Annotated in this window: 11 protein-coding genes and 2 pseudogenes; 6 read left to right on the top strand and 7 right to left on the bottom strand. The window is 78.3% G+C overall.

Annotated features, from left to right (window positions below):
- Positions 1-17: 17 nt before the first annotated feature.
- Complete coding sequence (locus KBZ10_RS27625) at positions 18-695, bottom strand: universal stress protein (protein WP_210990470.1); 678 nt, start codon at positions 693-695, stop codon at positions 18-20.
- Between the two features lie 245 nt (positions 696-940).
- Here KBZ10_RS27625 and KBZ10_RS27620 point away from each other — a divergent pair.
- Positions 941-1,177, top strand: a pseudogene (locus tag KBZ10_RS27620) (TetR/AcrR family transcriptional regulator); the annotation flags it as partial.
- Between the two features lie 15 nt (positions 1,178-1,192).
- Here the strand turns inward: KBZ10_RS27620 and KBZ10_RS27615 are convergent.
- The 4 genes and pseudogenes from KBZ10_RS27615 to KBZ10_RS27600 form a co-directional block, all read right to left on the bottom strand.
- Entirely contained in the window at positions 1,193-1,507 is a 315-nt protein-coding gene (locus tag KBZ10_RS27615) for a HypC/HybG/HupF family hydrogenase formation chaperone (RefSeq protein WP_210990469.1), read from the bottom strand.
- Positions 1,508-1,534: 27 nt separating this feature from the next.
- Positions 1,535-4,321 carry a carbamoyltransferase HypF gene (locus KBZ10_RS27610; RefSeq protein WP_307847640.1) on the bottom strand — a complete coding sequence of 929 codons (2,787 nt, stop codon included), beginning with the start codon at positions 4,319-4,321 and terminating at the stop codon, positions 1,535-1,537.
- 282 nt (positions 4,322-4,603) lie between these two features.
- Positions 4,604-5,080 (bottom strand): annotated as a pseudogene (locus KBZ10_RS29910) (hydrogenase maturation protease); the annotation flags it as partial.
- A complete protein-coding gene (locus tag KBZ10_RS27600) occupies positions 5,077-5,490 on the bottom strand; it encodes an STAS domain-containing protein (RefSeq protein ID WP_210990467.1) in 414 nt (137 codons plus the stop codon). The gene KBZ10_RS27600 and the pseudogene KBZ10_RS29910, both read right to left, overlap by 4 nt.
- Positions 5,491-5,893: 403 nt before the next feature.
- On the opposite strand from KBZ10_RS27600, the gene KBZ10_RS27595 reads away from it, so the two are divergent.
- Positions 5,894-6,643, top strand: a complete 750-nt coding sequence (locus KBZ10_RS27595; protein ID WP_210990466.1) for a universal stress protein — start codon at positions 5,894-5,896, stop codon at positions 6,641-6,643.
- A gap of 313 nt (positions 6,644-6,956) precedes the next feature.
- Here KBZ10_RS27595 and dhaK read toward each other — a convergent pair whose 3' ends face one another.
- Positions 6,957-7,949 carry a dihydroxyacetone kinase subunit DhaK gene (dhaK, locus tag KBZ10_RS27590; RefSeq protein ID WP_210990465.1) on the bottom strand — a complete coding sequence of 331 codons (993 nt, stop codon included), beginning with the start codon at positions 7,947-7,949 and terminating at the stop codon, positions 6,957-6,959.
- Between the two features lie 429 nt (positions 7,950-8,378).
- Here dhaK and KBZ10_RS27585 point away from each other — a divergent pair, with 429 nt between their 5' ends.
- The 4 genes from KBZ10_RS27585 (at position 8,379) to KBZ10_RS27570 (ending at position 12,902) form a co-directional block, all read left to right on the top strand.
- Entirely contained in the window at positions 8,379-9,104 is a 726-nt protein-coding gene (locus KBZ10_RS27585; protein ID WP_210990464.1) for a hypothetical protein, read from the top strand.
- 1 nt (position 9,105) lies between these two features.
- Complete coding sequence (locus KBZ10_RS27580) at positions 9,106-9,612, top strand: phage holin family protein (RefSeq protein ID WP_210990463.1); 507 nt, start codon at positions 9,106-9,108, stop codon at positions 9,610-9,612.
- Positions 9,579-10,265 carry a DUF3618 domain-containing protein gene (locus KBZ10_RS27575; RefSeq protein WP_210990462.1) on the top strand — a complete coding sequence of 229 codons (687 nt, stop codon included), beginning with the start codon at positions 9,579-9,581 and terminating at the stop codon, positions 10,263-10,265. Before KBZ10_RS27580 ends, KBZ10_RS27575 begins: the two co-directional genes overlap by 34 nt.
- 426 nt (positions 10,266-10,691) lie before the next feature.
- Positions 10,692-12,902: a serine/threonine-protein kinase gene (locus KBZ10_RS27570; RefSeq protein ID WP_210990461.1), complete on the top strand. Its 2,211-nt coding sequence runs from the start codon at positions 10,692-10,694 to the stop codon at positions 12,900-12,902.
- A gap of 288 nt (positions 12,903-13,190) precedes the next feature.
- Here KBZ10_RS27570 and KBZ10_RS27565 read toward each other — a convergent pair whose 3' ends face one another.
- Positions 13,191-13,649, bottom strand: coding sequence for an MSMEG_6728 family protein (locus tag KBZ10_RS27565; RefSeq protein WP_210990485.1), 459 nt, complete (start codon positions 13,647-13,649; stop codon positions 13,191-13,193).
- Positions 13,650-13,774 lie beyond the last annotated feature (125 nt).

The following is a 13,774-nucleotide window of genomic DNA, read 5'->3' as shown; positions in this document are numbered from 1 at the left end:
GTCCGCCGCCCCTCGTCTCAGTGCCGGTGCGCCGCGTACGCCGCCCGCGGGGGCCGGAAGGCCCCTGCCGGGGGACCACAGCCCACCGCCCCGTGTGCGTCGTACACCCCGGCGCGGTACGGCTCCGCGCCGTACGCCCGCGGGCCGGTGCCCGGTGCGCCGTGGCCGCCGTGCGGCAGGGCCGGTTCGCCGGGGACGACGACCACCGGGCAGCGGGCGTGCCGCAGGCAGTCCCGCGCCACTGGCCCGCCGCCCGCGTTCGGGGGAACCGGCCGCCCGGGGCCCGGCCCCGGCGGGTGCCGCCCAAGGACGAGCAGCAGGGCGTCGTCCGCGTACCGCAGGAGCACCGCCGCCGGCGGGCCCTCGGCGAGGACCGCGCGGACCCCGGCCTCCGCACTCGGCCCGAGCCCGGCGCGGAGGGCCCGCTCCAGGACCTCGCCCGCGCTGCCCCGCGACTCCGTCCCCGACGGACGGGAAGCTGCCGGAGCGTACGGTGCCCGGCGGCCGGTGGCCGGCTCCCAGGCGTGGACGACGACGAGACCCGCGCCCAGCGACGGGGCCCGGGCGGCGGCCCACCGCAGCGCGGCGACCGAACCGGCCGACCCGTCGACGCCGACGACGACGCGCGGCGCCCGATGGCCCCCCGGCGGCCCGGGCGGCAGGGATGACACGGGGGTGCGGCCGGATGCGGACATGGTGGCGGCTCCCGGAGGTCGGGGCGTGACGCGCCCAGTCTCGCCCCCCGCGCCCGACGGCCGTGAGGGCCGACGGGGCACGGTGCCCGGGACGTTCGGCCCCCGGCGGACCACGGCCCGGCTCGGAACTCCGCCGGGGCGGGGAGGCGCCGCGCCGGCGGGGACACCGCGCGCCCCGGCGGCTCTCACCGGGCGCCTCCGGCCCCGGCTGCGGGACCCGGCAGCCGGTACCCGGCAGCGTGACATTCACCCAGCTCACGGCTTTCGTGGCCGGACACGTCGCCCACGAGGTCGCCCAGGCCGACGCCTCGCGCCCCCGGGCCGGGCCGCGGCTGAAGCCCGCCATCTCGCCGCCGTCGCCCCGGACGGCCCGTCATCCCGGACGGGCCGAAGCTCTGGCCGCCACCGGGCGGCCCCTCACCCCCGAGGCCACCTTCACACGGTTCCTCGACCGTCTGGTCGACGGCCTCGCCACCGGTTGAAGCGTCCGCGCCGCTTCACCGCGGCCGCTCCGTTCCCTCCGCGTCCGCCGGTGGTGGTGCCGTCCGCGGCCGTGCCGGAAGCGGCTCGCCGAGTTCGCCCGCCACCGCGTCCGTCATGGCGCGGAGGACGTCGAGGGTGCGGCGGGCCTCCTCCTCGTCGACCACGGTGATGGCGAAGCCGACATGCACGATGACGTACACGCCGGGCACCGCCTCCGGGGTGTACTCCAGGCAGGCCTCGCGCCGTACGCCGCCGAAGTCGACGGTGGCCATGCGCAGGCCCGCGTCCTCGCGGACGTCCAGCACCCGGCCGGGGATGCCCAGGCACATGGGGATCACACTCCTCTCGGGCTTGCGTCACGTGCCCAGCAGGGCCGCGGCGACGGCCGCCTGGCCGTAGCTGATGCCGCCGTCGCCGACCGGGACGGCGCTGCCCGTCAGCACCCGCAGCCCCCGGTCGTGGAGCAGCGCGGTGATCTCGGTGAGCAGACGGTGGTTCTGGAAGCAGCCGCCGGCCAGGCAGACCGTGCGCGGCGCGCCCTCCGCGACGGCCCGGCCGACCAGTGCGGCGGTGGCCTCGGCGACGGCGGTGTGGAACGCGGCGGCCAGCTCCGGCACCGGGACCCCGGCGGCGAGCCGCTCCAGCAGCCCGGTCAGGACGGGGACGGGGTCCGCGACCCACAGGCCGTCGGCGTCCGCCCGGACGACACGCCAGTCCGGCGGCTCGGCGCGGACCGTGCCGGCCGCCGCCTCCAGGGCCACGGCCGCCTGGCCCTCGTAGGAGACCGTGTCGCCGAGGCCGAGCAGCGCCGCGACCGCGTCGAACAGGCGCCCGACGCTGGACGCGCGGGGGGAGTTGAGGCCGCGGGCGATCATCGCCCGGACGACGGCCGTGTGGCGCGGGTCCAGCCGGCCGGTGAGCGCGCGGGCGAGTGCGGGCGGCGGCGGGGGCGCGCCCAGGGGCTCGGCGCCGTGGAGGTAGCCGAGGGCCATCCGGGCCGGGTGCCGTACCGCCGCCTCGCCGCCCGGCAGCGGGGCCGTGCCCCAGCGGCCCACGCGGCGGCAGCCGGTCAGGCCGGCGACCAGGATCTCGCCGCCCCACAGCGTGCCGTCGTCGCCGAGCCCGAGGCCGTCGTAGGCGACGCCGGTGACCGGCTCCGTCAGGCCGTGCTCGGCGGCGACGGCGGCGATGTGCGCGTGGTGGTGCTGCACCGGGACGAGGGCGTGCGGCAGCAGGGCCCGCGCCCACTGGGTGGAGAGATAGCCGGGATGCAGGTCGTGCGCGACCGCGCGCGGGGTGATGCCGGTGAGCCGGGTCAGGTCGGCGTACGAGGCCGCGAACGCCTCCTGCGCGCGGGCGTCCTGGAGGTCGCCGGTGTGCGGTCCCAGCACCGCGCGGTCACCGGCGGCCAGCGCGAAGGTGTGCTTGAGCTGCGCTCCGGCCGCGGCCAGCGGGATGCGGGCCGGTACGGGCAGGGGCAGCGGCGCCGGGGCGCAGCCGCGCGCCCGGCGGACGGTCAGCGGCCGGTCGCGCGCGACGAGCACGACCGAGTCGTCGTAGCGGGCGCGGATCGGCCGGTCGTGGAAGAGGAAGCCGTCGGCGACGGCGGACAGCAGCCGGACCGCCTCGTCGTCGCCGGTGGCGATGGGCTCACCGGCGAGGTTGCCGCTGGTGACGACCAGCGGCCGGGCCAGATCGTACAGCAGCAGGTGGTGCAGCCCCGACGTGGGCAGGAACAGCCCGATCCGGTGGGTCCCGGGGTGAACGCCGGCGGCCACCGAGGCCGGCGCGGACGCGTCCCCGCCCGCCCGGGCGGCGCGTGGCCCGGGCCGGACGGCGGGGACGCGCTCCGGGGTGGCGGGGGTGCGGTCCGGGGCCGTGGCGGTGGCCGTGTGGCCCGGTGCGGCGGGGATGCGGTCCGGGGTGGTGGGGGCGTGGTCCGGAGTGGTGGCCGTGTCGTTCGGGGCGGTGGCCGTGTCGTCCGGAGCGGTGGGGGTGGCGGCGGCGGGAGTGGGGGCGGGCGCACCCGTGCCGGACGGGGCCGGCCGGGCGGCGCGGGCACGGCAGAGGACCACCGGGGCCGCCGGGGACGTGAGCACGGCCTGCTCGGCCGGGCCGACGACGGCCAGCCGCCGTGCCGCCGCGAGGTCCCGCACCATCACGGCGAGCGGTTTCGCGGGGCGGTGCTTCCGCCTCCGCAGCCGGTCCACGGCGGCGGAGTTCCCCGCGTCGCACACCAGTTGGTAGCCGCCCAGTGCCTTGACGGCCACGATGCCGCCGTCCGCGATGGCGCCGACCGCCCGGCGCAGTGCCTCCTCGCCGCTCGCGGACACCGGCCCCCCGGTCGCCCGCCACGCGAGCCGGGGCCCGCACTCCGGGCAGGCCAGCGGCTCGGCGTGGAAGCGCCGGTCGGCGGGATCGGCGTACTCGGCCGCGCACCGGGCGCAGAGCGGGAAGCCGCGCATCGTGGTGCGTTCGCGGTCGTACGGCAGGTCTTCGATGACGGTGGCGCGCGGGCCGCAGTCGGTGCAGTTGACGAACGGATAGCGGTGGCGCCGGTCGGCCGGATCGAACAGCTCGCGCAGACAGGCCGGGCAGGTCGCCGCGTCGGGCGGGACCTCCCGGACGGGCGCCCCGGCCCCGGTCCCCGCCCCGGCGTCCGCGTCGCGGCCGTGGCCGCGGTCGCCATGGCCGTGGCGGTCGCCGCCCTCACCGGTGCCGCCCCGGCGTTCGCCATCCGCCGGCTCGTCAGCGAGCCCTGGGCGAGCGCCTGCTGGACCGGCCGCCGGCCCGGCCGAACGGTCCCGGGCGGCATTCGCGCCGTCCCCGCGCGGAGTGCTGTCGCGGATCGCGAAACCCGAGCCCGGAGGGGGAGCAGGTCCGGTCAGCCCGGTGACGCGGACCCGGCCGACCCGCGCGAGCGGCGGGGCGGCGCGGCGCACCTGTTCGACGAACGCGTCGAGGGCCTCGGGGGTCCCGGCGGCGGTCACGACCACCTGCCCGTCCGCGTTGCGCACCCAGCCGTCCAGGCCCAGACGCGTGGCGGTGCGGTGCACGAACGGGCGGAAACCGACGCCCTGTACGGTGCCGGACACCTCGACGCGCCGCGCGGTCCGCGTAACCCCGTCCGCTCTCCCGGACACGGGGGTTCACCCGCCGCCGTCGCGGCGGGCGGGTCCGGCGGCCGTCCCCGCCGCGGGCCCTCCGGGGGCCGCACCGGCCGTGCCGGGCCTCCCGGCCGCGGTGGCGGCGCCCTCGGCCGTGGCGGGGCCCTCGCCCGCCGCGGTGTCTCCGGCCGGGACGGCCCCCGCCGCGGGCCGTTCGGGCTCCGGAGCGTCCCCGCCGGAACCGTCTCCGCCGGGTGCGTCCCCGCCGCGTCCGGTCCCCGTGCCGGTCCCGGCGGGTCCGGTCGGGACGCCGGTTCCGATCTCGCTCTCGATGCGGGCCACGAGCGGTTCCACGGCCGCGGCGACGGGAGCCGACAGCCCGGTGCCCAGCGCGCTGTCCGCGCCCTCCACCGCGTACACGACGAGGCGGGCGGGCAGTGTGCCCAGCGCGCGGGAGAGTTCCACCGCCTCGCCGAGCCCCAGCCCGTGGGAGCCGGCGGCCCCGTTCCGCCACAGCCGGCGCCGGTCCAGCTCCAGCCGGTGGACCCGGCCGGGGGACGGGGGGTGCGCGTGGGCGGCGTCCACCACCACGGCCAGTTCCGCGCCCTCCCACAGGCCGATCAGCCGCCCGGGATCGCCGTCGCACTCGCGCAGTTCGGTGCCCGGCGGTAACGGCTGCCGCGCCGCGCGCTCCCGGAGCCGGCCGACGATCCGCCAGGCCACGCCGTCGTCGCGCCGGAAGTCGTTGCCGACCCCGATGACGACGGTCCGCCCGGTGCGGCGCGCGGCGGTCATGGCGCCGCGGCCTCCGCCCGTACCGCGGCCGTCACCGGGAGCGTGGCGGGTGCCGGGGACGTGAGGGCCTCGGCCAGGCCCGCGCTGACGTCGAAGACCCGGGCGAGGCGTGTCAGGCGCATCACCCGCAGGATGTGCCCGTCGCTCGCCACCAGGCGGAGCCGGCCGCCGCGGGACAGGGCGCGGTTGCGGGCCCGGCACAGCAGCGCCAGGCCCCTGCAGTCCAGGAACGTCACCGCCCGCAGGTCGACCACCAGGTCGGGGGCGGGGGAGGAGGTGAGCGCGTCGAGGCGTACGGAGAGGGCCGGAGCGGTCAGCAGGTCGACCTCGCCGCGCAGTTCGGCGACGGTGGTGCCGTCGATCCGCCGTACCCGCAGTCCGTCCGCCGTGCGGCTCCCGGCCTCCAGCATGGTCGTCCACCCGTCTCTCGGCCCGGCGTACCCCGCGTACGGCCGGTGCGTCCTCAGCAAAGAACAGTGGGCCCGCGCGGGGAAGGGCCCTATGGCCCCGGTTGTCCCGGGACGCCCGGCCCTGACGGCCCGGCGTGGACCCGGGGCCGCGCGCCCCCTGCTGGGGCCGGTCAGCCCCTCCCGGACGGCGCGTGCGCGGTGCGAGAGTATGAGGGGCGGGAGCGCTCCCGCACCCGTAACCGCGGGTTCGGGGCGCAGGTCACACCGGCCGCGTCCGGTACTGACCGGCCGGTACGCACCGGTCGGCGCACGGAACGGGCACCCCGGCCGGATCGCCGGCCGCGCGGCCCGGCGGCCCTGCCGGCCGGCCCCGCCCGCCTCGTCGCGCACGGAAGGAACGGACATGACCCCGCGGCATGTGGTGGTGGGGGTGGACGGCTCGCCCGCCTCCCTGCGAGCCCTGGACATGGCGGCCCGGGAGGCCGAGCACTGCGGCGCCCTCCTGGAGATCGTCCACGCCGTCCCCGCCCTGGACCAGGCCGGGCCGGTTCTGGAGTCGGCCGTCCGCCGGGTGATGGAGCGCCATCCCGGCCTCCCCGTGACCGGGACCCCGGTCGTCGGCGACCCCGCGAAGGCGCTGGTGCGGCGGGGCCGCAACGCCGTCCTCACCGTCGTCGGCCACCGGGGCCACGGTGGCGCGGCCGGACTGCTGCTGGGCTCGGTCAGCCTGCGCGTGGCGGCCGGTGCCCACGGGCCGCTGCTCGTCGTCCGCGGCAGCCGGCTCCCGGACGAGCGCCGCCCCGAGCGGCGCGGGGTGCTGCTCGGCGCCGACGAGGCCACCGACGCCGAGGCCGCCGTCTACGCCTTCCGCGAGGCCGAGCGGCGCGGCACCGCGCTGCGGATACGGCAGACCGGCCCGACGGGGCCGGGCCGGTCCCGCGCCGGGCGCCGCCGGGACCACGACCGCAGGCGCGGACTCCTGTGGGCCACCGGGCGGGCCGATGTGGTCGTGGTCCCGGCCCATCGCAGGCCGGGCCCCTTCGGGCCGCGGCTGAGCCCCGTCGTCCAGACCCTGCTGCGCCGCTCCCACTGCCCGGTCGTCCTGGTCCCGGTCACGGCCCCGGTCCACCGGAACCTCGGCACGGCGGCCTGATACCGGTCCGAGGCCCGGGCCCGGGCCCGGGCCCGGGCCTCGGACCGGTGCCGGTGCGGGCCGGTCGGCATCCTCCGGCGGCGGCCGGCGGCCGGCGGCCGGCGGCCGGTGGCCCGTGCCCGCCACCGGCCGCCGCCGTGCGTCGGCTTCCTGCTCCTGCTCCCGCTCCGGTTCCTGCTCCCCGCTCCGGCTCCGGCTCCGGTTCCCGCTAGGCTCCCGCTCCCGCTCCGGCTCCCGGAGTCCGCTCCGGTCCCCGCGCCGCTCTCAGGGCGCGCGGCCGGCGGTCCGCCGCCGGCCGCGGCGGTCAGCGCCGCTAGCGCCCCCAGCGCAGCCCGGGGGTCGCCACCGGCGCGTCCCACAGCCGCAACAGCTCCTCGTCCGCCCGGCAGAGCGTCACCGAACAGCCCGCCATGTCCAGCGAGGTGACGTAGTTGCCGACCAGCGTGCGGGCCACGTCCACCCGGCGCTCCCGCAGCACCCGGCTCACCTCGGCGTGGAAGCCGTAGAGCTCCAGCAGCGGCGTGGCGCCCATGCCGTTCACGAGCAGCAGCACCGGCTCCCGGGGGTCCAGGTCCTCCAGGACGGCGTCCACGGCGAAGTCGGCGATCTCCCCGGACGTCATCATGGCGCGCCGCTCCCGGCCCGGCTCGCCGTGGATGCCGATGCCCAACTCCAGTTCGCCCGGCGGCAGATCGAAGGTGGGGCCGCCCTTGGCGGGGGTGGTGCAGGCGCTGAGCGCCACCCCGAAGCTGCGGGAGGACTCGTTGACCCGCCGGGCGAGGGCCTCCACCCGCTCCAGCGGCATGCCCTCGTCCGCCGCCGCCCCGGCGATCTTCTCGACGAACAGGGTGGCCCCGGTGCCGCGCCGCCCGGCGGTGTACAGGCTGTCGGTCACGGCCACGTCGTCGTTGACCAGGACGCTGGCCACCTGGATGCCCTCGTCCTCGGCGAGCTCGGCCGCCATCTCGAAGTTGAGGACGTCACCGGTGTAGTTCTTCACGATGAACAGCACGCCCGCGCCGCTGTCCACGGCCGCCGCGGCGCGCACCATCTGGTCCGGGACGGGGGAGGTGAACACCTCGCCCGGGCAGGCCGCGTCGAGCATCCCCGGGCCCACGAACCCCCCGTGCAGCGGTTCGTGCCCGGATCCGCCGCCCGAGACCAGGCCGACCTTCCCGGAGACGGGCGCGTCCCGGCGGACGATCACGCGGTTCTCGACGTCGACGGTCAGCTCGGGGTGCGCGGCGGCCATCCCGCGCAGCGCGTCCGCGACCACGGTCTCCGGAACATTGATCAGCATCTTCATCTCACGTCTCCCTGGCGGCTCGACACCGGTCGTTCCCACCAGTGTGGTGAACGGGGCCGTCGCCGCGCCGGAAGTCGGCGAACCCGGTGCGTGCCGTGCGCGGCCGGCGGCTCGCGGCCCGCGGCCGGAGGAGCGCACGGGCGGGGGCGGGAACCGCGAACGGGGCCCCTCCGCGGGGCGGACCGCGCTGCCGTCGCGGGAGCCGCGGAGCCGCGGAGTCGCCGGAGCCGCGGACGGCGCGGACCGCCGTACGGAGCCGGGCCCGGGCCGCTGCGTGAGGTGGCCGTTCCTCACCTGCGGTGATGAGCGGCCGGCCCATCCCGCCTTGCGGTTTTGCCGGTTTTGTCCATACCGGGCTGGTAACCCGACCGGCTGAGAGCTGACGGGGGTCGAACGCCCCTGTGGGGTGACAGGTGAAGGGAGGCACCCATGAGCGACTCGGCACGTGCCAGTCATGCGAGTGCCGGACCCGGTCGGCAGACCGGGGAGACGGCCCAACACGAGGCTGCGGCCACGGCCGGAGCGGCCGGGCAGGCCGCCGGAGAGGTGCGCGCCACCGCCGGGCACGAGGCGAAGGCGGTCGCGGACAAGGCCCGCGAACAGGCCGGTTCGGCCGTCGGAGACCTGCGCGACCGCGCCAGGAGCGAGGCGGACAGCCAGGTACGGCGCACCGCCGGAACCGTCCGCCAGTGGGCGGACGACCTGGCGGGCATGGCCGGCAACGCCCGGGAGGGTTCGCCCGCCCGGACCGTCGCCGAAAAGGTGTCGGACGGCGGGTACCGCGCCGCCGACTTCCTGGAGAAGCGCGGCGCCGGCGGCATCGCCGAGGAGATCCAGTCGTTCGCGCGGCGCAAGCCGGGGGTCTTCCTCGGCACCGCCGCCGCCGCGGGGCTCGCCGCGGGACGGATCGCCAAGGACCTGAAGTCCGCGTCCTCCGGAACGGGGACCGGGGAGGAGCCGCCGGCCGCGGACAAGCCGGGACCCGTGCTCGACCGCTCCGCCGGGGCGGGCCGCCGCACCGGACCGCCCGGGGAGAGCCCGGCACCGTCCCGCGGAACCGGGCCGGAGACACGGGACCCGGGCGTCCCCGGGCGGACGACCGCACGTGAGACCGACTGGCCGGGCCTGCCGGGCCGGCCGCCGGAGGTGGGCTGAGATGACCCTGACCACAGCACGGGGAGGCGGAACGGCCCCGGCCGCGGAACGTGACCGCGAGGACGTCCTCCGCGACCTGGAGGCCGGAACCGCCGGGCGCGCCGCACGGCGGCCCGGGGACACCGAGCCCTCGATGGGCGAGCTGGTCTCCCGGGTCACCGACGACTTCCGCAGGCTGCTCGGCCAGGAGATCGAGCTGGCCAAGGCGGAACTCAAGGCGGAGGGAGCCAAGGCGGGCCAGGCGGCCGGGATGTTCGGCGGCGCCGCGTTCGCGGGCTACATGACCGCCCTCTTCCTCTCGCTGACCGCCGTGTTCGCGCTGGCCAACGTGATGGACCCGGCCTGGGCCGCGCTGATCGTCACCGCCCTGTGGGCGGTCGCCGGCGGCGTACTCGCCGTGGTGGGCCGGGCCCGCACACGGGCGTTCTCCCCCGCACCGCAGCAGACCATCGAGACCGTGAAGGAGGATGCGGAATGGGCACGTCACCCGACTCACCCGACCGGATAAGGGCGGGCATCGAATCCACCCGCAGGGAACTGGCCCACGACGTCGACGAGCTGGCCGACCGCGCCAGCCCCCGCCGCGCCGTGGAGCGGCGGCGGGAACGGATGCGGCACGCCGTGACCGGCGCCCGGGAACGCGTGATGGGCAGCACCTCGCACGGGAAGGACCAGACCCGGGAGCGGACCCGGCAGACGGCCCGGTCCGTCCAGGAGACCTCCGCCGACGCCGCCGAATCCGTCCGGCAGCGGGCCGAGGAGGCCGGTCACCGCGCACGCGGGGCACCGCACGAGGCGGCTCGCCGCACCGAGGGCAACCCGATGGCGGCCGGGGTGATCGCGTTCGGTGCCGGGATGCTGGGGGCGTCGCTGCTCCCCGACTCCGAGACCGAGAAGCGGACCGTCTCCCGGTTCGCCGAACGGACCGGCGGTGCGGCCGGTCCCGTCAAGGCGGCGGCCGGGGAGTACGCCGGACGTCTGAAGGCGGGCGCCGGCGAGACCGCGCGGCACGCCGCCGAGGAGGTGGCGCGCTCGGCCATGAGCGCCGCCCGGCACACCGGTGAGGAGGCCCGCGGACAGGCCGGGCACGTCACCGGCCGCGCCCGGGAATCGGGCCGCACGGTGGCCGGCGAGGCCAAGGACCGCGGGAGCGGTTCGTAAGCAGCCGACGGGCGCCCGGACCGCCGTCCGGACGTACCACGACACGGCGCGGGCGGGTCCGTGGGGCCCGCCCGCCGTCGTGTGCCCGGCGGCGGGCGGGGCGCCGCGGGCGGGCGGTGGGCGAAGGCCGGCGGGGCGGAGGCGCGATGGGGCGGAGGCGCGATGGGGCGGCGGGCCGCGGGGCGGCGGCGCGGTCCGCCGGGGCCGCGCGCCCCTGGACGCCGGTGCCCCCGCGCCCCCGCGCCCCCGCGGCGTCCGGCACCGTGCGGCAACCAGCCCGGAAGCGCCGGGAGTTGACTCCCGGCCGTCGCGGACGCTTCCGGCCTCCCGCGGCGAACGCGTACGGTGCCGTACACAGGCCGCACACGGCTGGTCATACTGGGAGTCCGCCGGGGAGGGCGCGAATCGACGGGGGCGGCGATCGCAGTGGAGAAGACCGGACTGGTCCGCGGCCGCTACCGGCTGCTCGAACGCATCGGGCGCGGCGGCATGGGCGAGGTGTGGCGCGCCCTGGACGAGGCACTGGGCCGCCAGGTCGCCGTCAAATGCCTCAAGCCGCTCGGGCCCGGACACGACGAGCACTCCGCCCGGGTGCTCCGCGAGCGTTTCCGCCGCGAGGCCCGGGTCGCCGCCTCGCTCCAGCACCGCGGCATCACGGTCGTCCACGACTTCGGCGAGGACGACGGTGTGCTGCACCTCGTCATGGAACTCCTCGACGGCCGTCACCTCGGGCAGGTGCTGGAGGACAACGGCAGCCGCCCGCTGGCGCTCCCGGAGCTGGCGGACATCACCGAGCAGGTCGCCGCCGCCCTCGCCTACACCCACCGGCAGGGCGTGGTGCACCGGGACCTCAAACCGGCCAACATCATGCGGCTCGCCGACGGCACCGTGAAGATCTGCGATTTCGGCATCGCCCGCCTCGCCCGCGGCATGGACCCCGGCTCCCGCCTGACCAGTGCCGGGATCGCCGTGGGCACCCCGCACTACATGGCGCCCGAGCAGATCTCCGGCGGCTCCGCCGACCACCGCAGCGACCTCTACTCGCTGGGCTGCGTGCTCTACGAACTCGCCACCGGCGCCCCGCCGTTCGACCAGGAGGACGCCTGGTCCGTCCTCGTCGGCCACCGCGACACCGCGCCCCGCCCCCTCCGCGAGCACCGGCCGGACCTGCCCGAGCCCTTCGAGCGGCTGGTGCTCGACCTGCTCGCCAAGGACCCCGAAGACCGGCCCGCCGACGCGGCCGAACTCGGTGACCGGCTCGCCGCCGCCCGCTGCACCCACCCGGACGGCAGCCCCGTACCGTTCACCGAGCCGTACGAGCCGCGGCTGCCGGCCTGGACCCGCGGCATGACCACCGGCTCCAAAGCCGTCGGCGCCCTCGCGCGCGCCGCGGTCCCCGGCCCCTCCACCGGGCTCACCGGCCCCTGGACGGGCCACCCGGGCCCCGCCGCGCCCGGCCCGCCCCCGCAGGCGCCCGGCCGGCCCCCGCCGCCGCCCGGGCAGGTCGCCGCCCTCGCCCGCCGCCACGCGTCCGGGCTCGCCCTCGCCCGGCGCGGCCGCTGGGAGGAGGCCGCCGGGACGCACCGTGACGTGGCCGCCGAACGCGAGCGGCTCCTCGGTCCCGACCACCCCGACACCCTCGCCAGCCGCTACGAGACGGCCGGCGCCCTGCTCCGCGCCGGGCGCCCCGGGGAGGCCCTGGGCGCCTACGAGCGGGTCGCGGAGGCCCGCCGGCGCACCCTCGGACCGGACCATCCCGCCACCCTCCTCGTCCGGCAGGACCAGGCCCGCGTCCTCGGCCGGCTCGGCCGGCACGTCGAGGCGCACCAGCTCTGCGCCGCCGTGCTCGCCGCCCGCGAGCGGGCCGACGGCCCCGGTCACCCCGACACTCTGCGCTGCCGCCATCAGCTCGCCGTCACCCTGGGCCGGCTGGGGCGGTACGCGGACGCGTACCGGACGGCCTCCGAGGTCGCCGGCGCCCGCTCCCGCCTCCTGGGCCCGGACCACCCGGACACCCTGAGCACCCGCTGCGAGGTGGCGCACGCCCTCGGCCGGCTCGGCCGCTGGGCCGACGCGCTGCGCGTCCACCGGGAGATCCACGCCGCCCGGCGGCGCGTCCTCGGCCCGCTCCACCCGGACACCCTCGCGGCCCGCCACGAGGAGGGCGTCAGCCTGGGACTGCTGGGCCGCGGCGCCGAGGCCCTGGAGCTGTACCGCGACCTGGTGGCGCAATGGACGCGGGCCCGCGGCCCGGAGGATCCCGGCACCCTGCGCGCCCGGCACGGGTTCGGGGTCAGCCTCGGCCGGCTGGGCCGCTGGCCGGAGGCGCTGGCGGAGGCCCGCGAGGTCTGCGCCGTCCGCGAGCGGGTCCTCGGCCCCGGCCACCCGGAGACCCTGGCCGGCCGCCGGGAGATCGCCCTCTGCCTGGGCCGGCTGGACCGCTGGGAGGACGCCCTCGCCGTCCACCGCCAGGTGGCCCGCGACCAGGAGAACCTCCTGGGCCCCGGCCATCCGGACGCCCTGGCCGGCCGGGCCGACGAGGCGCACTGCCTGGAGCGGCTGGGGCGCTCCGCGGAAGCAGTGGAGATCTACCGCCGGCTGGCCGGGCTCCGCGGCCCCGGGCCCGCCCCGGGCTGACGGCCCGCGGGCGCAACGCTCCTGCCGGGAAGGGGCCTTCGCGGTCTTCGGGACCTCCGGGGGTGCGGGCCGCGGGAGCGCCCGGACTTCCGGGGGTGCCCGGCGCCAGGGCGGACGGGGTACGGGCCGCGGCCGTCCGGACGGGCCGGCACCGCGGACGGGGACCCGCGCGCGGTGCGGTCACGGCGCCGCCCCCGCCGGGACGGGGCCGCTCCGGGACGTGCGGTGCCGGCCCGTGCGCCGGGCCCGTCCGGGCCCGGATGCGGCGGTACCGGCGGACGGGAGCGGCTACCCCGTGGCGGGGCCCGCGGCCCCGTACCGGTCCGAGACCGGCCACACGTACGGCAGATCCCCCGGGACCCCGGGGAACAGCGGTCCGTACCGCTCCGGGTCCTTCCGTACGAGTGCCGACCGGTGGCTCAGATGGAAGGCGGGATCGCCCAGCCACGGCGGCAGTTCGCCCGCCGCAGCCAGCTCCTCCTGGGACCGGGGCGCCGTACACCCCGTGGCCCGGGACAGATCACCGGTCAGGGTGGCCGCGCAGGTGTCCCGGCGGCCGTCCGCACGCCACCCCCGGACCATCACCAGCCCGTACCGGACCAGGGCCTCCTCGTAACCCGCCCACATCCGGACGGCGGGGTGGTGCCGCCAGCCGTACCCCGGCACGGTGATGCCCCGCAGCACCTGGACCGTCTCGGCCCGCTGCTTGCCCAGCCGGCGCGCGTCCAGCACCCGGGCGCTGCGCAGGAACCGTTCCTAATCAGTGAGCAGGAGTGAGTCTTGGACCCATACCTGGTCACTGCGGACACCCCGAACGGTTTTGGATGTCCTGGTCGCCCGCGTACTCGTCGCGTCCGGCGGCACGGATCGTG

The sequence above is a fragment of the Streptomyces sp. F63 genome (assembly GCF_018070345.1).
GTDB lineage: Bacteria > Actinomycetota > Actinomycetes > Streptomycetales > Streptomycetaceae > Streptomyces.
Note: the sequence above shows the minus strand (reverse complement) of the source record. Positions and strands in the feature narration are given on the sequence as shown.